23 protein-coding genes and 2 tRNA genes are annotated in these 21,886 nt (G+C 28.9%); 13 read left to right on the top strand and 12 right to left on the bottom strand.

The window, feature by feature from the left end; all coding sequences use genetic code 11:
- Positions 1–23: 23 nt before the first annotated feature.
- The 3 genes from hisF (at position 24) to WHD07_RS02640 (ending at position 2,477) form a co-directional block, all read left to right on the top strand.
- A complete protein-coding gene (gene hisF / locus WHD07_RS02650) occupies positions 24–779 on the top strand; it encodes an imidazole glycerol phosphate synthase subunit HisF (protein WP_343329938.1) in 756 nt (251 codons plus the stop codon).
- Positions 780–950: 171 nt separating this feature from the next.
- A complete protein-coding gene (hisIE, locus tag WHD07_RS02645; RefSeq protein WP_105048788.1) occupies positions 951–1,550 on the top strand; it encodes a bifunctional phosphoribosyl-AMP cyclohydrolase/phosphoribosyl-ATP diphosphatase HisIE in 600 nt (199 codons plus the stop codon).
- 36 nt (positions 1,551–1,586) lie between these two features.
- Positions 1,587–2,477 carry a polysaccharide lyase family 7 protein gene (locus tag WHD07_RS02640; protein WP_343329937.1) on the top strand — a complete coding sequence of 297 codons (891 nt, stop codon included), beginning with the start codon at positions 1,587–1,589 and terminating at the stop codon, positions 2,475–2,477.
- Between the two features lie 14 nt (positions 2,478–2,491).
- On the opposite strand, the gene WHD07_RS02635 is transcribed toward WHD07_RS02640, so the two are convergent.
- Complete coding sequence (locus tag WHD07_RS02635) at positions 2,492–3,988, bottom strand: hypothetical protein (protein WP_343329936.1); 1,497 nt, start codon at positions 3,986–3,988, stop codon at positions 2,492–2,494.
- Between the two features lie 150 nt (positions 3,989–4,138).
- Here WHD07_RS02635 and yiaA point away from each other — a divergent pair, with 150 nt between their 5' ends.
- From yiaA to WHD07_RS02600, 7 genes are all read left to right on the top strand, one after another.
- Complete coding sequence (gene yiaA / locus WHD07_RS02630) at positions 4,139–4,624, top strand: inner membrane protein YiaA (protein WP_343329935.1); 486 nt, start codon at positions 4,139–4,141, stop codon at positions 4,622–4,624.
- Positions 4,625–4,787: 163 nt separating this feature from the next.
- The gene (locus WHD07_RS02625; RefSeq protein WP_343329934.1) at positions 4,788–5,708 is read left to right on the top strand and encodes an EamA family transporter; all 921 of its coding nucleotides are present in this window, start codon (positions 4,788–4,790) and stop codon (positions 5,706–5,708) included.
- Between the two features lie 10 nt (positions 5,709–5,718).
- Positions 5,719–7,023 (top strand): MFS transporter, encoded by a 1,305-nt coding sequence (locus WHD07_RS02620; protein WP_343329933.1) that lies wholly within the window; start codon positions 5,719–5,721, stop codon positions 7,021–7,023.
- Between the two features lie 79 nt (positions 7,024–7,102).
- Complete coding sequence (locus tag WHD07_RS02615; RefSeq protein WP_343329932.1) at positions 7,103–7,951, top strand: DMT family transporter; 849 nt, start codon at positions 7,103–7,105, stop codon at positions 7,949–7,951.
- Between the two features lie 70 nt (positions 7,952–8,021).
- Complete coding sequence (locus WHD07_RS02610; RefSeq protein WP_343329931.1) at positions 8,022–10,049, top strand: vWA domain-containing protein; 2,028 nt, start codon at positions 8,022–8,024, stop codon at positions 10,047–10,049.
- Between the two features lie 14 nt (positions 10,050–10,063).
- On the top strand, positions 10,064–10,450 hold the full coding sequence (locus WHD07_RS02605) for an acyl-CoA thioesterase (RefSeq protein WP_105048781.1): 387 nt from the start codon (positions 10,064–10,066) through the stop codon (positions 10,448–10,450).
- Between the two features lie 132 nt (positions 10,451–10,582).
- Entirely contained in the window at positions 10,583–11,413 is an 831-nt protein-coding gene (locus WHD07_RS02600; protein WP_343329930.1) for a prohibitin family protein, read from the top strand.
- 445 nt (positions 11,414–11,858) lie between these two features.
- Here the strand turns inward: WHD07_RS02600 and WHD07_RS02595 are convergent, their stop codons facing one another.
- The 3 genes from WHD07_RS02595 to WHD07_RS02585 all read right to left on the bottom strand — a co-directional run bounded on the left by WHD07_RS02595 (position 11,859) and on the right by WHD07_RS02585 (position 13,033).
- Positions 11,859–12,662, bottom strand: a complete 804-nt coding sequence (locus tag WHD07_RS02595) for a carboxypeptidase-like regulatory domain-containing protein (protein ID WP_343329929.1) — start codon at positions 12,660–12,662, stop codon at positions 11,859–11,861.
- A 167-nt stretch (positions 12,663–12,829) separates the two neighbouring features.
- Positions 12,830–12,913: transfer RNA gene (locus WHD07_RS02590), tRNA-Leu, on the bottom strand.
- Between the two features lie 47 nt (positions 12,914–12,960).
- Positions 12,961–13,033: transfer RNA gene (locus tag WHD07_RS02585), tRNA-Lys, on the bottom strand.
- Between the two features lie 97 nt (positions 13,034–13,130).
- On the opposite strand from WHD07_RS02585, the gene WHD07_RS02580 reads away from it, so the two are divergent.
- Positions 13,131–13,646: a shikimate kinase gene (locus WHD07_RS02580; protein WP_343329928.1), complete on the top strand. Its 516-nt coding sequence runs from the start codon at positions 13,131–13,133 to the stop codon at positions 13,644–13,646.
- Here the strand turns inward: WHD07_RS02580 and WHD07_RS02575 are convergent.
- Together WHD07_RS02575 and WHD07_RS02570 are read right to left on the bottom strand one after the other, a co-directional pair.
- Complete coding sequence (locus tag WHD07_RS02575) at positions 13,638–14,147, bottom strand: phosphoribosyltransferase family protein (protein ID WP_105048777.1); 510 nt, start codon at positions 14,145–14,147, stop codon at positions 13,638–13,640. The two genes, WHD07_RS02580 and WHD07_RS02575, sit on opposite strands and share 9 nt — an antisense overlap.
- On the bottom strand, positions 14,144–14,524 hold the full coding sequence (locus WHD07_RS02570) for an RNA-binding S4 domain-containing protein (protein WP_105048776.1): 381 nt from the start codon (positions 14,522–14,524) through the stop codon (positions 14,144–14,146). Before WHD07_RS02570 ends, WHD07_RS02575 begins: the two co-directional genes overlap by 4 nt.
- 79 nt (positions 14,525–14,603) lie before the next feature.
- Between WHD07_RS02570 and WHD07_RS02565 the strand changes: the two genes are divergently transcribed.
- On the top strand, positions 14,604–15,476 hold the full coding sequence (locus WHD07_RS02565) for an FKBP-type peptidyl-prolyl cis-trans isomerase (RefSeq protein ID WP_343329927.1): 873 nt from the start codon (positions 14,604–14,606) through the stop codon (positions 15,474–15,476).
- Positions 15,477–15,876: 400 nt separating this feature from the next.
- Here the strand turns inward: WHD07_RS02565 and WHD07_RS02560 are convergent, their stop codons facing one another.
- The 5 genes from WHD07_RS02560 to smpB form a co-directional block, all read right to left on the bottom strand.
- Positions 15,877–16,470 carry an outer membrane beta-barrel protein gene (locus WHD07_RS02560; RefSeq protein ID WP_422897655.1) on the bottom strand — a complete coding sequence of 198 codons (594 nt, stop codon included), beginning with the start codon at positions 16,468–16,470 and terminating at the stop codon, positions 15,877–15,879.
- 50 nt (positions 16,471–16,520) lie between these two features.
- Positions 16,521–17,474, bottom strand: coding sequence for a transketolase family protein (locus WHD07_RS02555; RefSeq protein ID WP_343329925.1), 954 nt, complete (start codon positions 17,472–17,474; stop codon positions 16,521–16,523).
- Between the two features lie 505 nt (positions 17,475–17,979).
- Positions 17,980–18,558, bottom strand: a complete 579-nt coding sequence (locus tag WHD07_RS02550) for a Maf family nucleotide pyrophosphatase (RefSeq protein ID WP_343329924.1) — start codon at positions 18,556–18,558, stop codon at positions 17,980–17,982.
- A gap of 43 nt (positions 18,559–18,601) precedes the next feature.
- Positions 18,602–19,531, bottom strand: coding sequence for a geranylgeranylglycerol-phosphate geranylgeranyltransferase (locus tag WHD07_RS02545; RefSeq protein WP_343329923.1), 930 nt, complete (start codon positions 19,529–19,531; stop codon positions 18,602–18,604).
- Positions 19,532–19,569: 38 nt separating this feature from the next.
- Positions 19,570–20,037: an SsrA-binding protein SmpB gene (gene smpB / locus WHD07_RS02540; RefSeq protein WP_105048769.1), complete on the bottom strand. Its 468-nt coding sequence runs from the start codon at positions 20,035–20,037 to the stop codon at positions 19,570–19,572.
- A 101-nt stretch (positions 20,038–20,138) separates the two neighbouring features.
- Here smpB and WHD07_RS02535 point away from each other — a divergent pair, with 101 nt between their 5' ends.
- Positions 20,139–20,867 carry a DUF6503 family protein gene (locus WHD07_RS02535; protein WP_343329922.1) on the top strand — a complete coding sequence of 243 codons (729 nt, stop codon included), beginning with the start codon at positions 20,139–20,141 and terminating at the stop codon, positions 20,865–20,867.
- A gap of 405 nt (positions 20,868–21,272) precedes the next feature.
- Here WHD07_RS02535 and WHD07_RS02530 read toward each other — a convergent pair whose 3' ends face one another.
- Complete coding sequence (locus tag WHD07_RS02530; RefSeq protein WP_343329921.1) at positions 21,273–21,770, bottom strand: phosphoglycerate mutase family protein; 498 nt, start codon at positions 21,768–21,770, stop codon at positions 21,273–21,275.
- Positions 21,771–21,886 lie beyond the last annotated feature (116 nt).

The following is a 21,886-nucleotide window of genomic DNA, read 5'->3' as shown; positions in this document are numbered from 1 at the left end:
TCGCAATGACGAATTAGAATAAAATGTTAACAAAAAGAATAATACCTTGTTTAGATATTAAAAACGGAAGAACTGTAAAAGGGGTTAATTTCGTAAATTTAATAGACGCAGGAGACCCGGTAGTTTTAGCAAAACAATATGCAGATTTAGGGGCAGACGAATTGGTTTTTTTAGATATTTCGGCAACGTTAGAAGGTAGAAAAACCATGATAGAAATGGTACATCAAATTGCAGAACAAGTAAATATTCCGTTTACAGTTGGTGGAGGAATATCATCTGTAGAAAATGTAAATGAGTTGTTAAAATGGGGTGCAGATAAGGTTTCTATCAATTCATCTGCAGTAAAAAGACCCGATTTAGTTAATGAATTGGCAGAGAAATTCGGGAGTCAATGTGTGGTTGTTGCTATTGATGCAAAACAAATTGACGGAGAATGGTTTGTGCATTTGGCAGGAGGAACAATACCTACAGATATCAAACTTTTTGATTGGGCAAAAGAAGTAGAAGAGCGTGGAGCCGGAGAAATTTTGTTTACTTCTATGAATCATGATGGTACAAAAGCAGGATTTGCAAATGAAGCTTTGGCACATTTATCAGAAATATTAAATATTCCTATTATTGCTTCTGGTGGTGCAGGTAATGTGCAACATTTTGTAGATACTTTTACAGAAGGAAAAGCAGATGCCGCTTTAGCAGCAAGTGTTTTTCATTTTGGTGAAATACCTATTTTAGAGTTAAAAAAAGAATTAAAAAAGAATAATATTCCAGTGAGATTGTAAATGTCATTACGAGAAAGTATGACGAAGTAATCTTATTATTAAAAAATAACGTAATGTCACTTCGAATGATTTTTGAGGAACGAAAAAAATGTATCGAGAAGTAATTATTAGTTCTCGATACAATTTCGATGAAAAATCGAAATCACTCGAACTGACAAAAAATAAAAAATTATGAATATCGATTTTAATAAAAACAACGACGGATTAGTACCCGCAATCATTCAAGATGCAACCACAAAAAATGTGTTAATGTTGGGGTATATGAATGAAGAAGCATTTGCTAAAACCCAAGAAACAAAATTAGTAACTTTCTTTTCTAGAACTAAAAAACGTTTATGGACAAAAGGTGAGGAAAGTGGAAATGTATTGAATTTAGTAGATATAAAACTAGATTGCGATAATGATACACTATTGGTTTCTGTAAACCCAAACGGACCAACGTGTCATAAAGGTTCGGATACTTGTTGGAATGAAGTAAACAAATCTAACTATGGTTTCTTTTCTACTTTAGAAGATGTAATTACAGAAAGAGTTGCTAATAAAGACACTAAAAAATCTTATGTAGCAAGTTTGTTTGCTAAAGGAATTAATAAAGTTGCTCAAAAAGTAGGTGAAGAAGCTGTAGAAACGGTTATTGAAGCAATGGATAATAATGATGAATTATTTATCTATGAATCTGCAGATTTGTTATTCCACTATTTAATGTTATTACAAGCAAAAGGGTTTACCTTAAAAGACATTGAAGCAGAATTACAAAAAAGACATAAATAAGTTTAGTATCTTTAGAACATTGTAAACTTAAATATTATGAGTAAAACCAAAATTATATTTTCTACTTTTTTGTTTATAGCGGCTTTTTTTGTTACAAATTGTACAAAAGGAGATGATGCTGTAGTTGATAAAATAACAGAACCGGAAGAAGAAGATGAAGTTGTAGTTGTACAGGAAGATGGGAACTTTGTTTGGAAAAACTGGTACTTATCTGTGCCAATTGATAAAGGCGATGGATCTAAAAAAGCAACGTCTATTTATGCTAATCAAATTATAAATGGAAGCCTTTCATCAACAGAAAAAAAATATTTTTATAAAAATGCTGATGACAGCTATACTTTTTATACAAGATTTACGGGGTTTACTACTTCTGGAGGAGCCGATTTAAGTGATGGTAAATATTGTAGAACAGAGTTAAGAGAATATTGGAAAGGTGTACAAGATACTGATGATAATTGGTATATGAATGCTGGTACACATGAAATGGAATCTACTTTAAAAGTTAATTATTGTGAAGGAAATGGGCAAACGTATGTAGCGCAAATTCATGGTAAAAAAAGTACAACTTTATCGGGGTCTCCTGCAACTGTAAAAGTTCAGTGGAAAAAAGGAGATATTGTGATAGAGTATTATGTAAAGCCAGAAAATGGAGTTTGGACGAGTAAATATGACGAAAAAATAACCATAGGTAAAGTAGATAATGAGAAATTTACGATTAAACTTCGTATTGCAGATGGTAAATTAGAATATGCTTTAGTTTGTGAAGCTAAAAACATAGCGCAAGAATATACCTTTTTATATGATTACGTAAGTAATGGTTATAATTTTGATAACTACTTTAAAACTGGTAATTATTTTAAATGGAATGATGATTATACAAAGGCTTCTGAAGTTGTTTTATATGGTGTAAAAACAGCTCATTATTAAAAAATAAACTCAACTTAATTGTTAATCAAATCTAAAGTGACCAAATAAATATCTTGTTTGGTCATTTTTGCTTTTAACCAAGCAAAGAAACTCATCATAAAAATATCTTCTTTTTTGGTTTCAATCCAACTAAAAGAGGCTTCTACTTTATCTTTAAATTCTTTGGATGTGGCAATATTGGGGTTTTTATAATAGATTTCTACTAATTTTAAATAGGTAATTACTCTTTCTTGATTGATTTCTGATAAGTTAGAAAAATAGTTTCTTTTAAAACTTTTTAGTCGAGATTCTACCAAATCTATATTTCCTAAATCTATTTGTAGCAAAATTTCAATTAGGTTCTTTTTAATCGTCCAAACAATACCCGCTTTATCTATATACCATTTATCTGTATGGTAAAAAGACGTAAATAATTTCTGTGCTTTTTCTAATGATTTGTGTTGATAGTAAAAAACAATTAGCGTAAGTGCTATGTCTAATTGCGCAACCATATTAAGGTTTTTCTTATTTAAATAAGGTTCTAATAAGGTAATTGCTTTTTCTTGATTTTTACTGTAATTAAGGTTTAAGGCAAGTAATAAATGATGTTTCGTGGCAAAATCAGAATAATATTTTTGCTTATTCTCTTTCATATTCAATAACATCAAATCTAAATATTGTAAAGATTCAGTAAACTTTTTGTTTCTAAAAAGTACGTTTGCAATAAGATACAAAACCTCTATATGGTAAAAAAGTTGTTTGTTTTTAGAAGTATGATTTTTAATTACTTGATAGGTGTTAATGATAAATTGTTCAATATTATAATAATCGAATTTTTGAGCAGAAGAAATGCTGGTAATTTGAACTATTTGATAGAGGGATTTAAAAGATAAAGAATCTGATATGGTAATTTGATGTTCTTGTAAAATGTTTTCTATAAGTTGTTTTATGTCTAAATTAGATTTGTTCTGTTGATAATCTACAAGCGATTTTCTTATCTGAGCATAAGCAATATTTAAATGATCTTCTAATAATAATTGTTGTTGATTTTCTTTAAAATCAGCAATTAACCCCTCGAGATTTAAACTTTTATTTAAATGAGAAAACTGAATTTTAGTATGATAAATTTCATTTAAAATAGAAAATAGTTGGTGTTCGTTGGCTATCAGTATCGTTTTATCTAAAATTTGATACCCAACTTTAATTTGTCCTTTTTGTAGAAAATTTCTAGCAGAAAGAATATATTTTATCAATTTTATATCGATAGAATTTTCTTCTTTCATACTCATGTTTGCCGTAAAATCTATTAATGATTGAAACAAACGCTTTCTTAAAGCGTGTAATGCAGGCTTATTTTGTTTGCCGTAGAGTATGTGAGCCAGTTCTGCAGACGATAAATTAACCGACACTATCAATTTTACTAAGAGACTGTCTTTAGCATCTTTTCTTTTGTTTTTTTTATCTAGGTATAAGATAAAATCTTGTTGTTGTTCCTCTGTAAAAGTGCTTATTACTTCTTTTAAGTTTATCATTATATCGTCAGTAAAATAGTTGTAAATATAAATATTTAAATTGATATGTGTGTTTGTTGTTAAATTTAGTCGTCAGTTATTGTTTTAAATAGAGTTTATAGAACTGTAAAACTGTTGCAAATTTGTATCATAATTATTAAACTAAATATTATGAATTATCAAACAACATCTTCTATTAATGAAGAAACTAAAAAAGAAAGTAAAAAGAACAAAATTAAAAATGAACCCAACCAAAAACCAACCTCTGCTTATGTAGGTGCTTCTTGGGGAGTTTTAATTATCGGACTCTTGTCTTATTGTATTGGTTTATGGAATGCTTCTATGGAGTTGAATGAAAAAGGGTATTATTTTGCCATTATTCTAATGGGAGTTTATGCAGTTATATCACTACAAAAAGTAATTAGAGATAAAGCAGAGCATATAAAAGTAAGTGATATTTATTATAGCATAAGTTGGGTAATTGTAATTGCATCGCTTTTATTATTAATTATCGGACTTAGAAATGCCGATTTACTTTTAAGTGAAAAAGGGTTTTACGGAATTTCATTTTTACTCAGTTTATTTGGTGCAATTACGGTACAAAAAAATACCCGAGATATTGATTTTATCAACAATAAAGCTACAGAAGAAAAATAGTTAGTTTGATAATGGTTTTTTAACCAAAACCTCACAAGTTTAGGCTTGTGGGGTTTCTTTTTTTAGAATAGAAATAACAAGTTAAAATAAATGCAAAATAGGTTAATCTGTAATTTTATTTATAGCTTTTCTATTTCTACCTTTGATTAGAAATTACCATCACTTGAAAAATTCAAAATTACTAATAATAGTAGCATTTTTCTCCATTTATGTCATTTGGGGATCTACATATGTCTTTAATAAAATTGCAGTAACAGAATTGTCTCCGTTTTTTTTAGCAGGTATTCGTTTTTCTACAGCAGGAGTTTTAATGATTGCTTTGGCTGCTGTTTTAAAACATAATTTATCTATTTCTAAAATACAGCTTAGAAATGCAAGCATTGCTTCTTTTTTCTTTTTGGTATACGGCAATGGTGTTTTTGTTTGGGCTTTAAAGTATGTAGATAGTGGTTTTGGTGCCTTATTAGCATCTACACAACCTTTGTTTGTTTTATTTTTATTAAGGTTGATAGATCAAAAACCGTTTCAAAAAAAATCGATGATTGGAGTGGTTTTAGGTATTTTAGGAATGTATTTATTGGTCAGTCAAAAAGAATTAACAACCTCAGAAGGAAGCTTGTTAGGGGTTTTTATGATACTAACTTGTGTTTTAAGTTGGAGTTATGGTAGTGTTTTTGTTTCAAAAGCAGAATTACCAAAAAGTCATTTAGTAAGTACAGGTTATCAAATGCTGGTGGCAGGTGCTATTTTGTTTATAGCAAGTTTAAGTTTTAATGAAGAATGGGTTTCGCCATTATCTTGGAGCTTTAAAGTGCAAATTGCCATGTTTGTATTGATACTCTTTGGTGGAGTTATTGCTTTTACAGCCTTTAATTTTTTACTAAAAAATGTTGCAACAGAAAAAGTGTCTACTTCTGCATATGTAAACCCTGTAATTGCCTTGTTTATGGGGTGGTTTTTTTTAGACGAAGTTTTAACTCTTCAATCAATAATAGCATCTATGGTGTTGCTAACAGGTGTTTATTTTATTACTTCTCGTAAAAGGATTGTAAAAGTAATCGAAGAAGAAAGAATAAAACCTTAAAATAATGATGATGAAAAATATAAATTCATTTTCTTTTATCAACCCTAAAAAATGGCCTTTTTTTTACGGTTATGTAGTTTTAATTATAGGTAGTATTGGTATTTTATTTAGTATTCCAGGACAGACTGTTGGGGTTTCTGTGTTTACGGATCCTGTAAAAGATGCTTTGGGCTTAACAAGAAACCAATTTAGCAACGCTTATTTAATAGGTACTTTAGTCAGTGCTTTTTTTGTAACAAAGGCAGGAAGGTTGTTTGATAAGTTTGGGGCAAGATTTGTAGCTTTTTTTGCTGCTTTTTTTTTAGGAGTCGCACTAGTTCTTTTTTCTTATTCAGAAGGCATTAGTAATCACTTAAAATTATTTTTAAACTTAAAATCTTGGTTAATTCCTTTTTTGTTGCTAAGTTTTTTGTTCTTTTTAGTCCGTTTTTGCGGACAAGGAGTATTAACCATGTCTTCTAGAAATATGGTAATGATGTGGTTTGATAAAAACCGAGGTAAAGTAAATTCTATTAGTAGTATTGCTGTTTCATTAGGTTTTTCTAGTTCGCCAATTTTGTTTAATTATTTAATTGATAAAAATGGATGGGAGGTAAGTTGGCAAATATTAGCGGTTTGTTTATTTATTTTTAGTATTTTAATCCTTCAGTTTTATAGAAATAAACCAGAAGATTTTGGTTTAATTCCTGATGGATTTATTTCTAAAAAGAAAAGTAAGAAGAAAATTAAAAGTTCTGAAATAAATTTCACCTTAAAAGAAGCTAAAAAAACAAGAGCCTTTTGGATGTTTGGTTTAGCGCTAGCTTTTAATAGTTTTTTTAGTACTGGGTTTACCTTTCATGTAGTTTCAATTTTTAAAACACAAGGTTATGAAAAAACAGATGCTATAGCTGTTTTTTTACCCATTTCTTTAATTGCTATTTCGGTTTCTACGTTAGCGAATATTCTAAGCGATTACATTCAGCATAAAATTTATCTTTTTGTAATGATTTTTAGTGGTTTTTTTGCTGCTGTTGGACTTTTAATTTTAGACACTACAATAGGTATTTATCTTTTAATTATTGGCTTAGGAGTTTATAGTGGACTTTTTGCAGTTGTAAATGCAGTTACTTGGCCATGGTATTTTGGAAGAAGTTATTTAGGGTCTATAACCGGTAAAGTAATGAGTTTTATAGTGGTTGCAAGTGCCTTAGCACCCAGTTTATTTAGTTATTGTTTTTCTGTTTTTGGTAGTTATAGTTTTGTAAGTTATATTTTATTACCCTTTTTAAGTTTTTTATTTATTGGCTCATTGGCAATAAAAAAAGTTGGATAATTTTTAGAATAGAATAATGCTTTGTTTTAAGTATTTGCGTAATGTTTTTGGTATCGTTATAAATAAATAGCTCTTAATTTTGAATGTAAAAAAAGCAATTAAATACATGTTGATAAGCACGCTTGCTTTTGCTTGCATGAATTCTACTGTAAAATATTTAAAAAATGTTCCAACTTTCGAAATTGTATTTTTTAGGTCTTTAGGGTCGTTATTTTTTACTTTTGGTTTTTTATTGAAAAATAAAATACCCATGATTGGTAAAAATAATAAATTACTAATCTTAAGAGCATTGGCAGGCACTTTTTCTATGGCGCTTTTTTTTATGTCTGTAAAATATTTACCTATAGGTACTGCGGTGTCTATACGATATATTGCACCTATTTTTTCTGCTATTTTTGCAGTGTTTTTATTGAAAGAAAAAATTAAAGCTTTACAATGGTTCTTTTTTCTAATTTCTCTTGTTGGTGTTTTTGTTTTAAAAGGATTTGATCATCAGATAAATACAACGGGGTTAATTCTCGTTTTATTAGCGTCTGTATTAAGTGGTCTTGTGTATGTTATTATCAATAAAATAGGAAAAAGTGAGCATCACATTGTAATTGTAAATTACTTTATGTTGTTTGCTACTGTTTTAGGAGGTATCCTTTCTATAAATAATTGGGTAACTCCTAAAGGAAAAGAATGGCTATTTTTGTTGTTATTGGGTATTTTCGGTTATGTGGGGCAGGTATTTATGACCAAAGCATTCCAATCAGCATCTACAAGCATTGTAGCGCCTGTTAAGTATTTCGAAGTTATTTACACAGCAACTTTTGGGGTCTTTTTATTTGGAGAAGTCTATACCTTGTATAGTTTCTTAGGAATTGCTTTAATAATTGGTGGTTTAATTTTAAATATTTGGTATAAATCTAAAATGAACAATTCATAGAAAGACTCTAAAAAATTAGTATTTGTATTTCAATACTTATTTATATCTTTCACCATAAAATAAAAAATCATTGCAAACTATAACTGTTATTTACTGTATTCTAGCCTTGTTATGGAGTCTTTTTGTGGCTTATTTTCAGTATTTTTTTAAGCAAAAAAAGAAAGCAAAAATAGATGTGTTGCTGTTTGTTTTAAAAACAGTAAGTCTTTTTTTGTTGCTATTGTTGTTGATAAACCCGGCAATTAAGAATGTAGAAAATGAAAACACAAAACCTGTTTTGGCTGTTTTGGTTGATAATTCTAAATCTATTTCTTTTTTTAAGGAAGATAAAAGCATACAAAAATTTTTAGAGGCACTGCAAAAGGATAAAAGTATAGTGGAGAAGTTTAATGTAGAGGCTTTTTCTTTTGGGAACAAAATAACCCTTTTAGATAGTCTTTCTTTTTTAGATGGTAATACCAATGTCTATAAAGCAATAAATACAGTAAATCAATTGTATGAGGGTAAAATTGCGCCAATTGTAGTGTTATCAGACGGAAACCAAACAGTAGGTAATGATTATGAATTTATCAATGCTAAGCAAAAAATATATCCAGTGGTTTTTGGGGATACTGTTTTGTACAAAGATTTAAAAATAAGTCAGTTAAATGTTAATAAATACAGTTACATCAAAAATAAGTTTCCGGTAGAGGTATTGTTAAATTATGAAGGTAAGGAAAACGTTACTTCTCAGTTTTCGATAGTTAAAAAAGGGAAAACCATTTTTACAAAAAAAGTTCAATTTTCTGCAACAAATAATTCTAAAACCATCACTACAAATTTAACCTCCACTAAAGAAGGACTGCAGTATTACACAGCTTCTATTCATAAAATTGAAGGAGAGAAAAACACAAAAAATAATACAAAAAGTTTCTCTGTAGAGGTGATAAACGAACAAACAAAAGTGTTGGTTTTAACTTCTGTTCTACATCCAGATTTAGGGGCTTTAAAAAAATCGATAGAAAGCAATAAACAACGATCTGTGTCTGTTTTTTTAGTTGATGAATTTAAAAATCAAATAAATGATTATCAGTTAATTATATTGTATCAACCAAATAATAGGTTTAATAAAATTATAAATGATATTAAAACGAGTAATAGTAACTATTTTTTAATTTCGGGAGCAAATTCAGATTGGAATTTCATCAATAAAAACCAATTAGGGATCTCTAAAAATGCCCTTCGTCAAACAGAAAATTATGGTGCATTATTTAGTAATTCTTTTTTAACTTTTTTGCAAAAGGATATTGGTTTCAATCAATTTCCGCCACTTAAAGATCAATTCGGAGAGGTTTCAATCTCTAGAGAACATCAAACCTTATTATTTCAAAATATTAACGGATTACAAACCAAACAACCTTTGTTGGCAACTTTAGAAATCAATAATCAAAAGTCTGCTATTTTGTTAGGGGAAGGCTTATGGAGGTGGAGAGCCGCTAGTTTTTTAAACTCCAATTCTTTTCAAGATTTTGATACGTTTATAGGGAACTTAGTGCAATATTTAGCCTCTACCAAAAAGAGAAACCGATTAGAAGTAGCTGTAGAAAACTTGTATTCGGATGCTTCTGTAATAGATATATCGGCCTTTTATTTGGATAAAAACTATCAGTTTGATGCAAGAGCTTCTTTAGAGATTTCAGTTACAAATACGGGGACTAAAAAAGTAATAAAAGTACCTTTTTCGTTAATGAACAATTCTTATCAAACAGAAATAGAGAATTTAGGTCCTGGAGATTATAGTTATACGGTATCGGTAATTGGGCAGCAAATAAAGAAACATGGTAAGTTTAAGGTAACAGAAAATCAAATAGAAGAACAATTTACCAATGCAAATTCAACTAAGCTCTTAAAATTAGCCGATAAAACAGGAGGGAAGCTGTATTTTAAAGATGAAGTAGACAAATTAAAAAAAGAAATTTTAGCAGATAAATCGTTTTATACTACTCAAAAATCAATTATAAAAGAGCAAAGTTTAATTGATTGGAAATGGGTTTTATTTATTGTAATTACCTTGTTTACAGTAGAGTGGTTTGTTAGAAAATATTACGGAAAAATTTAAAAACAAAATTTTATATGAGATTTCACACAAGAAAATGGGTAAAACCAGAAGATTTAAACCCAAATGGAACTTTATTTGGTGGTAGATTATTGCAGTTTATTGATGAAGAAGTTGCAATTTATGCTATTATACAATTAGAAAATACAAGAACAGTTACAAAATATATGTCTGAAATAGATTTTGTAAGTTCTGCAAGACAAGGAGATATTATTGAAATAGGTATTGATGTTATAAAATTTGGAAATACCTCAATTACATTAACTTGTAGTGTTAGAAATAAGTTAACACGAAAAACAATTATTGAAGTAGAGAAAATAGTGATGGTTTCTTTGGATGAAAACGGGCATCCTAAAAAACATGGAAAAACAGAAATTGAATATGTAAAAGATCGATTAGAATAGTTGTTTTTTTATTTTAATTTTAGTAAAATTTGTAAGACTATTTCCAAAAACCTCTAAGGAAGATTGTATTGATATACATTGTTTTTGATGAAGTTATATTGTAAATTTGAAAGAATTTAAAAATAAAAATAAATGGCGAGTAATCAAGTTGATATTAAGTTTCCTAAGGGAGGCGTTTTTTTTATCATATTAGCAGTAATAGCAATAATTGTCTTTTCTAAATCTACAATAACCATTGGTCCTGGAGAAGGAGGTGTTATTTTTGAGGCTTTAGGAGACGGTATAAATACAGAAAAAACATATAGTGAAGGGTTTCATATTGTAGCTCCTTGGAATAGAATGATTGTAAGAAAAGTACGTCAGCAATCTATTTCTGATGAAATGAATGTACTTTCTGTAAACGGATTAGAGGTTAAAGTAAACGGAACTATTTGGTACGAACCAGAATTTTCTAATTTAGGTAAATTAATTAAAACTAAAGGAGAAGATTATGAGCGTGAGTTGTTAGATCCTGCAATTAATGCAGCAGCAAGGAGTGTTGTAGGTAGATACACACCAGAGCAATTATATTCTAGTAAAAGAGATGTAATTGAGCAAGAAATTTTAGATGAAATTAAAATTGTTTTAAAAGATCAATATTTATTAGTAACAAGAGTTTTGGTAGAAGATGTAAAATTACCAACAACTATTAGAACTGCCATTGAAACAAAGCTAAAACAAGAACAAGAGTCTTTAGAATACGAGTTTAGAATTGCAAAAGCAGAGAAAGAAGCTAAAAGACAAAAAATTGATGCAGAAGGAAAAGCAGTGGCAAATAAAATTTTAAGTGCTTCTTTAACTGATAAAATTTTACAAGAAAAAGGAATTCAGGCTACTGTAGAATTGTCAAAATCTACAAATAGTAAAGTAATTGTTATTGGTTCTGGAAAATCTGGAATGCCAATTATTTTAGGGAATCAATAATTATTGATTTCTGTTTTAAATAATATTTTAAAGGAGTTGAATGTAATTTCTTTACAAACCGAATACGAATTAAAAATCCAGCTTTTGCTGGATTTTTTTTATGCTTCTAGTTTAACTCTTAAAATTTTGTTAAACTCAATTTTAAGATGTAACTAATTTGTTTCTTTTTGGTCTTATAGATGTAGTTGATGATGAGAGGTAAGTATAAAAATAAAGTTTTATACAAGTGTATTTTATTGAAACAAAGATAAAATACCTTTACTACAAAGGGTAAAGTATCATTTTAAAGAAGTACAAGATATTTACAGTTATAGTTAAGTTAGTTTTTAATAGTTGATTAAGGTCAAAAGTATTCGTGCTTTTGACCTTTTTCAATAGGTATAAAAAAAGCCTTGAGTGAATTTACCTCAAGGCTTTTAAATATTTATGATTCTAGTTAAACGAATTAATTCTTTACAGGAATTTTATCACGCTCAATCTTTCCTTTTTTAAGTGCTTTGTAGTTTTCGTAGCAATCCAGTACGGCTTCAATCATTTGTAAATCAGAAGCCTTTTTAATAAAGTATTCAGAGTAGTTACAGTCGGTTAATAACTCAGTAAGCTCTTGTCTATCCATTTGTAGATATTCCATCATAACCTCTCTGTCAAACTTACCAGATAGCATTTTACGTAAATTGTCTTCGTCTTTTAGTTTTTGTAATTTTTTTAATTGTTTTGGTTTTTTACCAAACAGATTGTATAAGAAATCAACTGGCTGAAATAAGGCAGCAATCGGTGATGAGAAGTCATTACCTTTAGGTTTCCCAACTTCATAAGTTTGTGGTAGTCCATTAATTTTAATTCTTGTAAATCGATCTTTAGGCACTTGTTTTACATCTATTTCTAAAACACCAATTAATTGGGTAGATTTTATAACAACTTCTCTAATTTCTTCTGGTTTTTCATACAAAGCAATTAGTAACTCGTTACCTTTTAGTAAATCGTTTGTAATTTTTAATTTGATAGATGCAAAACCTAAATAAGAAACCAAAATAGTGTCATTAGCTTTTGTTGGTATTTCAAAAAAACCTCTATCATTGGTAATTGTACCTTGTACGCTATTTAAATTTAATATATGTGCAGCGCTTAAAACTTTTTTAGTTTTTGCGTGAATAATTTGCCCTTTTAAGGTTTTAACACGTAGGGTGTCGTTTTGAGAGAATGCACTTAGCGATGCGAATAAGCACAAAATATATAATAGTCTTTGCATATTGCAATAATAGTAATAAAAGCGCTTAAAAAGGTTAATTTTATTGTAAAAACATACTGTTTTTTTACTGGTGATAAAATTATAGCGGTAAACTTATCTGCTTGTTATAAAATAAGATAGTGTTTAGTGTAATTAAAAAAGGCAAAGGCTTAGAAGAAGTGTAAAAGTGCGCACGAGAAGATTCGAACTTCCACGTTCTTGCGAACACAGCCCCCTCAAGGCTGCGCGTCTACCAATTTCGCCACGTGCGCTTTTAATAAATTAAAAAAGGTTAAGCATGTGCTTAACCTTTTTTTTGTGACCGGGCTGGGGCTCGAACCCAGGACCCTCTCCTTAAAAGGGAGATGCTCTACCAACTGAGCTACCAGGTCAGTTTTGTAAACCGGTTGCAAATATACAATCAAACATTGGAACTATTAGCATTAAATTGAAAAAAAATTACAGATATTTGCATAAAAATAAAAATCAATGAAAATAGTATTATTAGGGTATATGGCTTCGGGAAAATCAAGTATTGGTAAACGACTTTCTAAAAAGTTGTCTATGAAGTTTTTAGACTTGGATGATTATATTATTGAGAAAGAAAAAATGTCGATTTCTAAAATATTTGAAACCAAAGGAGAGGTGTACTTTAGGTTGATAGAAAATACCTATTTGAAAGAAATTTTAGCTAAAGATGAAAATTTTATCCTTGCTTTAGGTGGCGGAACGCCTTGTTACGCTAATAATATGGAAGAAGTTAATAAAGCAGATACTTTATCAATCTATTTAGAAGGTAGCACTGCAACCATGATTGAACGCCTTATTAGAAAGAAAAGTAAACGACCTCTAATTGCTTCTTTAGGTGATGATAAAATACCAGAATTTGTTGCAAAACATCTTTTTGAAAGACGTCCTTATTACGAGCAAGCAAAAACAACCCTAAAAATAGATCACAAAACTAAAAAAGAAGTAGCAGAAGAATTAGAGCAATTACTAAACTAAATATGCTACAGCTTCAGTTTCTTTTGTAGAAAACTCAACTTGTATGTGTTCTTTTATAGAAGTAGATAAAGAAATGCCCTTAAAGTCTGCCTTTACAGGGTATTTTTTATGATTTCTATTTACTAAAACAGCTGTTTTAAATCTTTTTAACGGAACATCTAAAAAATGCTTAATTCCGTATATTAAAGTAGTTCCAGAACTTAAAACATCATCAACTAAAATTAAAGACTTGTTTTTGTAGTCTGTCACATCTAAAGAAGTAGAAACAGGTTTTAAAGGATGTTTTTTATCAATATTTACTTTACAAATAGTTACTTTTAAAGGAGATATTTCTTGTAAAACTTCTACTAATTTTTCAGCAAAAATATATCCATTACCAACAATACCTGCTAGTATTACTTCTTTTTCTGAACTATTTGTTTCGTATATCTGATATGCAATTCTTCTAATTTTTTGAGAAATTTGCAGTTTATTTAATATAATGCTACCTGATGTTGTCATATTTCTTCTGTTGTATCGTCTTGGTAATTATCAATATCTCTTCTGTCTTTTTTTGTAGGTCTACCAGTTCCTTTTTTTCTATAATAATCTTTTGCAAATTTTAAAAGATCTGTTTTTTCAAACTCTTCTTTTGGGGTAATATCTTTTCTATAAAGATCTACTAATTTTGCACCAACTCTACTTACGGGTAAATCTAAAACTTTTATTTGATAATTGATTTGATTTTTTCTAACTAAAATCAACTCATCACCAAAAATTTCTTTAGATGGTTTTACGCTACTGTTGGCTATCTTAATTTGTCCTTTTTTACAAGCTGTTGTTGCCAAACTTCTTGTTTTAAAAACTCTAATACACCACAAATATTTATCAATTCTCATAAAAATAGTTAAAATATAATGTTTGTCTTTTTACAAAGGTATAAAATTGGTAAATTGCGTGCTCAAATTTAAAGATTAAATGAATAAAATAAAAAATATTTTTGCTTTTGCAATTATTTCAATTCTGCTATATTCTTGTGGAAGTAGTAGTTCTACAGAGGTAGATAACTTTGATCATGAAGCTCAGGCTTTAATAGATAATGATACTTTAGTTCAATTTCTAAAAAAGCATTATTTTGATACTTCTATAGATTCAGTTAAAACGTTGGTTGATGGCGCAACTGCGCTTTATGATGATGCTAAGTTAAAATCGATGAGTATTACCGAAAATGAAATTGATTATACATTATATTATTATGTCAATGAAATAGGTACACCAACAATAGATAAAGGATATCCTACAGTAATGGATTCTGTTTTTGTTAAATATTATGGACAAAGAATTGTAGAAACAGACAGCATAAGTAGTTCTTTTGATAGTAACGATGGGGTTTGGTTTACACTTAACGGTGTTATTAGAGGTTGGTCTCATGGTTTTACCAATTTTAAAAGTGGTAATAACGTAACAGATAATGGCCCTATTACTTATGCAGAAGGAGGTAAGGGGGTTTTATTTATTCCTTCTGGTTTAGCCTATGCAAATATTGGTAGCGGAAGTATTGCTGCAAATGAATGTTTACTTTTTTACATTGATTTGTATGATTTTGTAAAAGGAACAGATCATGATAATGATGGTGTTGCTTCTATAAATGAAGATGCTGATGGCAATGGAGAACCTAGAGATGATGATACAGATTTAGACGGAGTTCCTAATTATTTTGATACAGATGATGATGGAGATGGTGTTTTAACAATCAATGAAGATGCAAATAAAGATGGTAATCCTGCAAATGATTTTAGCGATACAAATAATCCAACTTTACCAGATTATCTAAATCCGGATATAAAATAAAGTATTAATAAAAGATTGCAATTAGATTCCTATACCAACTTAAAATAAATATAGGTTGACAAAAAAAAGACTTTTAAGAAATTAAGGGTCTTTTTTTTATGCACTAGAATAACGATTTAAGAGTGAAGTCTGTTAAAATGTAATGGGATCTCTTTAAGTAAGGTTAATTGAAATAGGTATACTTAAAATACTTTTGATGTGCTTTAATTGCTCTCAATTAGTTCATTGAAAATGAAAAGTGAGTCTGTTTAAAAAAAGATAAAGAGAACAAGTTTTAGAAAGTGTTAAAACTGTTTAGACTATAATCACTTATTGTTATCTCAATACTAGGCATAAAAAAAGCTCTTGAAATTTTCAAGAGCTTTTATTTATTTATTTATTTATTTATTAAATGGTTTGTTTATAATCTTAAAGAAAGACCAAAAATAATTTGATTTGTTCTGTTATCTACAGTGATGCTATTTGCAAATTTTGCCTCTGTGTTAGATAAACCTCTTTCCCAACGTACATCAATTCCTAAACGACCAAGTTCTACACCAACCCCCATTTGAAGGCCAACGGAAAATTTATCAAATTCATCTGTAGTTAAATTCTCAAATTTAAAATTATCATCTAAAATATACTGAAAAGAAGGTCCTATAAATGCATTAGCAACTCCTAAAAATTTCTTACCTAATAAAACAGGAACATCAATTTTCTTAAAGTCGTAATCTGTTTTTACACTATTAAAAGCGTATTCACTTTTTATTTCTGTATACACTATTTCGGGTCTTACATATAAACCTAAAACAGGGATGTCTCCACGAAACCAAATTCCTGCATGATAACCAGATTTAGCTTTCGCTCCATCAATTACATCAGTTCCTAAACTTTCAACAGAGTCGTCTCCACCATTATTGTAGTTTACACCAGCTTTAATACCAAAATCTACTTGAGCATTTGACAATTGGTTAAAACCAAGAGCCAAAAACATCATCAAAATTACTTTTTTCATCATTTTTTTATTTAAAGTTAATACAAGTACGCTTTAAACTTAAAACGCATTTATTTTCTAGAAATTACTTTTTTAACAGCTTTAACAACTGCAGCAGCATCTAAACCATATTTAGCCATTAACTGTTCTGGTGTTCCTGATTCTCCAAAAGTATCATCTGTAGCAACAAATTCTTGTGGAGTAGGAGTGTTTAACGCTAATGTTCTTGCAACACTTTCGCCTAAACCACCTAATTTATTATGTTCTTCAGCAGTAACAATACACCCTGTTTTAGCAACAGATTTTAAAATGATTTCTTCATCTAAAGGTTTTATGGTGTGTATGTTAATTACTTCTGCAGAGATTCCTGCTGCTTCTAATTGTTCTGCGGCTTGTAAAGATTCCCAAACTAAATGACCTGTAGCAACAATTGTTACATCAGTTCCTTCTGTTAATTGTATTCCTTTACCAATTTCAAATTTTTCATCAGTTGGCATAAATACAGGTACCTTTGGGCGACCAAAACGTAAGTATACAGGTCCGTCAAAATCTGCAATTGCAATCGTTGCTGCTTTTGTTTGGTTGTAATCACACGTATTAATAACGGTCATTCCTGGTAACATTTTCATTAAACCAATATCTTCTAATATTTGGTGTGTTGCTCCATCTTCTCCTAAAGTAACTCCGGCGTGAGATGCACAAATTTTTACGTTTTTACCAGAATATGCAACAGATTGACGAATTTGGTCGTACACTCTACCTGTAGAAAAGTTAGCAAATGTTCCTGTAAAAGGAATTTTACCTCCAATTGTTAAACCAGCAGCAATACCAATCATGTTTGCTTCTGCAATACCAATTTGGAAAAATCTCTCAGGATTTTCTTCAATAAATTGATCCATTTTTAAAGAACCAATTAAATCTGCACATAAGGCAACTACGTTTGGGTTTGTTCTACCTAATTCTGTTAAACCATCTCCAAAACCTGAACGAGTATCCTTTTTTTCTGTGTACGTGTATTTTTTCATTATATAATAGTGTTGTATTGTGTTGTAAAATTTGCGTAAAAATAAACTTTTATTTTACTTTAGAGAAGAGAAAAGTTTATTAAGAAGTAAGACTTCATTAAATTAAACGATGAAGACTTATAAAAGAATGATTAATCGGTTAAAAATGGATCTTAAAAAGCTCTAAAAAAGGTAAAAGCTTCTAAAATTAAGATAAAAAAAGCTCTTTTATAAAAAAGAGCTTACTAGTATTTAATTGATAGACTTTATTTATCTGTAACGTCTTTTTAAATTCCAAACGATAGAACTTGTTTGGCTATAATTTTTTGCTGGAGTTCCAACTTTGTTTTCTGCGTTTGTTTTTTGATTACTTCTGATCATTATTGTTTTTATTTTGCGGGTGCAAAATTAGTTGGTATCTAAGCCTTAAAAAACAATAGCTTTAATGAGTTTGTATAGTATGTTACCTTTTTTGGTTTTTATTTCGTAATTATTTGATTAATAGGTTGCAAATAGTTTTTTTGTTTTATAAATTCATCAATTCTTTATAAAGTTTATGAACTGGTAAACCTACTACATTAAAATAACTGCCTTCTAAATTATCAATAGCTATAAAACCAATCCATTCTTGAATTCCGTATGCACCTGCTTTATCAAAAGGTTTATAATTCTTAATGTAATAATTAATTTCATCATCAGAAAGCTCTTTAAAAGAAACGGTAGTTAGATCATTTATAATCTTCTTAAAAAATTTGCTTTTTATACTTATCGATGTAATTACTTCGTGTTTTTTGCCAGATAAAGCTCTTAACATATTAAAAGCATCAGTTTTGTCTTTTGGTTTTCCTAATGCTTTTTCTTCTAACCAAACAATGGTATCAGAAGTAATTAATAAATCGTTTTCTGATAAATTACTAAATGCTTGTGCTTTTAAGTTGGCTAAAAAATCGGTAATTTCTGTTCCTTTTAATTCAGGAGGATAAATTTCTTCTACCTCTTTAAGCTGAATCTTAAAATCGATGTCTAAATCTTTAAAGAATTGTTGTCTTCTTGGAGATTTTGAGGCTAGTATTACGTTGTATTGTTTTAATTTTTCTCTTAACATTTGTTTCTTTCGTTATTACTGCAAAGGCAGCAATCTGTTTTTATTATTTTATTTTAAACAATACCATCGATAATATACCAAAAAGCATTACTATTTTCATCAAACTACTTAGTATAGAAAAGTCTTTCTTCGTTTCCGAAATCCATAATTTATACATAAAATAAAGGAATGGAAGTAGAATAAACACAATTCCGTAACCTAAAAGTAAATAGTCTTCTTTTAAAGACTGAAGCACAATCAATAGAAATACTAATAGAATAGCACTAAAGAAAAAAGCGACTTTAGAAGCTCTTTTTCTTCCAATTAAAATGGGTAAAGTTTTTGCTTTTATTTTTAAATCACCATTTACATCTTCTATATCCTTTATAATTTCTCTAATAAAATTGGTTAGAATAGAAAATATAATATAGATAATAGCTGTCGCTAATAAATGAAAACTGGTACTAAGGTTACTAATTACTTCTAAAAGATTACTGCTATGAGCATTGGGTTCATTAAATAATACGGTTATAAAAATAACCAACCCTAAAAGAATAGAAACTACTAAATTACCAAATAGTAGTGTTTTTTTTAAATATTTAGAATATAAAAATAACACTAAAATGGTTCCTAAAAAGATAAAAATGTATTCTGTGTTTTCTGTAGTTATAGATACATATATGCTTAAAAATAATCCTAAAATACTAGTTAAAGCATAAAGAAACCACGCATTTTTTCTAGAAATAGAATCTCCTATAAAAACCTTCGTTGGTTTGTTTATTTTATCGGTATCAATATCAAAAATATCATTAATAATATAACCACCAGCCGTAATTAATAGAACGCTAAAAGTTAGTAATGTAAATTGATAATGGGTTAAAGTAATACCTGAATAAGTCGTGTGAATTAACGTGTAGTTTTTAAAACTAATGTTGCTAAAAAAAATAGAATCTATTAACGCGTACTTGGTTAAAACCATTGTTAATAAAACCATAAAGAGGTTTTTATAACGAATTAGCCTTAAAAAATCCATTATCCGTTAAAGCTCTTTTTAATTCGTGCTAAATCTCGTTTGTTGTCTCTATCTTTTAAAACTTCTCGTTTGTCATGTGTTTGTTTCCCTTTTGCTAAGGCAATTTCTAACTTTGCAAAACCTCTATCATTAATAAACAAGCGTAAAGGCACAATGGTATTTCCTTTGGCTTCAACGTCTTTTCTTAAAGAGCGTAATTCGCGTTTATTCATTAACAATCTACGCTCACTTTTAGGTTTGTGGTTAAAGTGATGCCCAAACATGTATTCTTGAATGTACATATTAACAATAAACAATTCTCCGCCTTCATTAAATTCACAAAAACTCTCTGTAATTCTGGCCTGACTTAAACGAATCGATTTAATTTCGGTTCCTGTTAACTGAATTCCAGCCACGTATTTGTCTAGAATTTCAAATTCGAAACGTGCTTTTTTGTTCTTTATGTTTATATTTTTCTGAACAGCCATTGACTGATTTTTATTTAAATAATTTTAACAAAGATACATTTTTACTTTGGTCAAAGAAATGTAATTTTGAAATCTATTACCCACTCAATAAAACAAAACCAATGAAGTATTTAGCAATTCTTTTTTTAGCTTTTTTAATTTCTTGTAAACCATCTGAAAACAAGTTAACTGCACAGCAAATTATAGATAAAACTATTGTGTATTCAGGTGCAGACAAGGTGGCTAATTCAGAAATTAAATTCAAATTTAGAGACAAAGAGTATGTTGCTTATCGAGAAAACGGTAATTATAAATTAATTAGAGAGTTCGATTCTGTTATAGATGGTTTAACAAATGACGGTTTTAAAAGGTTTATCAATCTAGAAGAGCAAAAACTGTCTAAAGTAGATTCTTCTAAATATGCTAATGCCGTAAATTCTGTACATTATTTTTCTGTGTTGCCTTTTGGGTTAAATGACAAAGCTGTAAATAAAAAACTATTGCCATCAGCCACTATAAAAGGAAAAGAATATTACAAAATAGAAGTTACATTTTCTGAAAATGGAGGAGGAGAAGATTTTGAAGATGTTTTTATTTATTGGATTGGTAAAGAAGATTTTTTAGTAGATTATTTAGGGTATTCATATCATACAAACGAAGGTGGTAAAAGGTTTAGAGTTCTAAAAGAGCAATGTGTAAAAAACGGAATTCGTTTTGTAGATTTTCATAATTACAAGCCTTTAAATAAAGAAGTTTCTCTGGTTGATATTGACAAAGCTTATGAAAATAATGAACTTAAAAAAGTTTCTGAAATTGTTTTAAAAGATATTGAGGTAAAAGTTTTAGAGTAAAATTAAACTTAAAAAAATATTTTTTTGAAGCTATTTCCTACTTGGAGTTTATCTTGATCGAAGTCGAAAGACACTTGCTTTTTTTACTTCTGTTCTCGATACAAATTTTTCATTCTTCAAAATTCACTCGAACTGACAGTAAAAAAGAGCTCAAACAAATGCTACAATCAGGGCTAGAAATTTGCTAATTTGTTTTAGAATTAGAAAATTATTTTAAAGTTGTTATCAATCTAAATCTTAAAAACAGACTGCTATTTATACGTATTTAGAACATAAATATTACGCAACGTTTTTTATTTTGTCATTGCTAAGTTTACTTTTTTGTAAACTGTGGCAATCTCTAAATAAGAATCAACAGATTGCTTTGTTCCTTACAATTGCGCTAATTAATTAAGAAATAAATAACTAATCTACTTTTATGATATTACAGTTTTTTTTATCACCAGTAATTGTTACAGTGTATAAACTAGCGTTGTCATTATCATCGATGTCTTTGTATTTTTTTTCTCCTAAAATTTTATTCACAAAAGCAGGAGTTGTATTGCTATGACCAACTACTAGAACTGTTTTTCCTTTTGTTTCTTGCTGAAAAATAGAATCGTACATTTTTCTAGGGTTGTACTTTATAATTTCTAAATTTTTACTTTCTGCTGTTGGTGTTGCTGTTTGTAAGGTTCTGTTGTAATTTGTAGAATAAATAGCATCCAAATGAATGTTTTTAAAATGATCTGCCCATTTTTTTGCTCTTTCCTGTCCTATTTTATTCAAATTAGGATTTCTATTTGTGCCATCTGTTCTGTCTTTTTCTGCATGGCGAATTAAATAATACGTTGTAGTTTCATTAGAAGTACAAGAAGTTAGAAAAGCAAAAGTAAAAACAAAAAGGAGTAAAAATTTCTTCATAAAAGTTATTTTAAAGAACGAATATACTTAAAAAAGAAAAAGTGATGTTTTTAAACATCACTTTTTCCTTACGAACTTCACTATTAATAATGTCTGTGTTAGAGGCTTTAGTAACA

The organism is Polaribacter staleyi (assembly GCF_038024045.1).
Classification (GTDB): domain Bacteria; phylum Bacteroidota; class Bacteroidia; order Flavobacteriales; family Flavobacteriaceae; genus Polaribacter; species Polaribacter butkevichii.
Note: the sequence above shows the minus strand (reverse complement) of the source record. Positions and strands in the feature narration are given on the sequence as shown.

What these genes read in the sequence shown, in the direction of transcription:
- hisIE (WP_105048788.1), top strand. Translation starts at nt 951, where the DNA reads ATGAATATCGATTTTAATAAAAACAACGACGGATTAGTACCCGCAATC.
- WHD07_RS02555 (WP_343329925.1), bottom strand. Translation starts at nt 17,474, where the DNA reads ATGAAAAAATACACGTACACAGAAAAAAAGGATACTCGTTCAGGTTTT.
- WHD07_RS02570 (WP_105048776.1), bottom strand. Translation starts at nt 14,524, where the DNA reads ATGAGAATTGATAAATATTTGTGGTGTATTAGAGTTTTTAAAACAAGA.
- WHD07_RS02635 (WP_343329936.1), bottom strand. Translation starts at nt 3,988, where the DNA reads ATGATAAACTTAAAAGAAGTAATAAGCACTTTTACAGAGGAACAACAA.
- smpB (WP_105048769.1), bottom strand. Translation starts at nt 20,037, where the DNA reads ATGGCTGTTCAGAAAAATATAAACATAAAGAACAAAAAAGCACGTTTC.
- WHD07_RS02600 (WP_343329930.1), top strand. Translation starts at nt 10,583, where the DNA reads ATGGCGAGTAATCAAGTTGATATTAAGTTTCCTAAGGGAGGCGTTTTT.
- WHD07_RS02595 (WP_343329929.1), bottom strand. Translation starts at nt 12,662, where the DNA reads ATGCAAAGACTATTATATATTTTGTGCTTATTCGCATCGCTAAGTGCA.
- yiaA (WP_343329935.1), top strand. Translation starts at nt 4,139, where the DNA reads ATGAATTATCAAACAACATCTTCTATTAATGAAGAAACTAAAAAAGAA.
- WHD07_RS02605 (WP_105048781.1), top strand. Translation starts at nt 10,064, where the DNA reads ATGAGATTTCACACAAGAAAATGGGTAAAACCAGAAGATTTAAACCCA.
- WHD07_RS02620 (WP_343329933.1), top strand. Translation starts at nt 5,719, where the DNA reads ATGAAAAATATAAATTCATTTTCTTTTATCAACCCTAAAAAATGGCCT.
- WHD07_RS02560 (WP_422897655.1), bottom strand. Translation starts at nt 16,470, where the DNA reads ATGAAAAAAGTAATTTTGATGATGTTTTTGGCTCTTGGTTTTAACCAA.
- WHD07_RS02575 (WP_105048777.1), bottom strand. Translation starts at nt 14,147, where the DNA reads ATGACAACATCAGGTAGCATTATATTAAATAAACTGCAAATTTCTCAA.
- WHD07_RS02580 (WP_343329928.1), top strand. Translation starts at nt 13,131, where the DNA reads ATGAAAATAGTATTATTAGGGTATATGGCTTCGGGAAAATCAAGTATT.
- hisF (WP_343329938.1), top strand. Translation starts at nt 24, where the DNA reads ATGTTAACAAAAAGAATAATACCTTGTTTAGATATTAAAAACGGAAGA.
- WHD07_RS02545 (WP_343329923.1), bottom strand. Translation starts at nt 19,531, where the DNA reads ATGGTTTTATTAACAATGGTTTTAACCAAGTACGCGTTAATAGATTCT.
- WHD07_RS02535 (WP_343329922.1), top strand. Translation starts at nt 20,139, where the DNA reads ATGAAGTATTTAGCAATTCTTTTTTTAGCTTTTTTAATTTCTTGTAAA.
- WHD07_RS02565 (WP_343329927.1), top strand. Translation starts at nt 14,604, where the DNA reads ATGAATAAAATAAAAAATATTTTTGCTTTTGCAATTATTTCAATTCTG.
- WHD07_RS02550 (WP_343329924.1), bottom strand. Translation starts at nt 18,558, where the DNA reads ATGTTAAGAGAAAAATTAAAACAATACAACGTAATACTAGCCTCAAAA.
- WHD07_RS02530 (WP_343329921.1), bottom strand. Translation starts at nt 21,770, where the DNA reads ATGAAGAAATTTTTACTCCTTTTTGTTTTTACTTTTGCTTTTCTAACT.
- WHD07_RS02640 (WP_343329937.1), top strand. Translation starts at nt 1,587, where the DNA reads ATGAGTAAAACCAAAATTATATTTTCTACTTTTTTGTTTATAGCGGCT.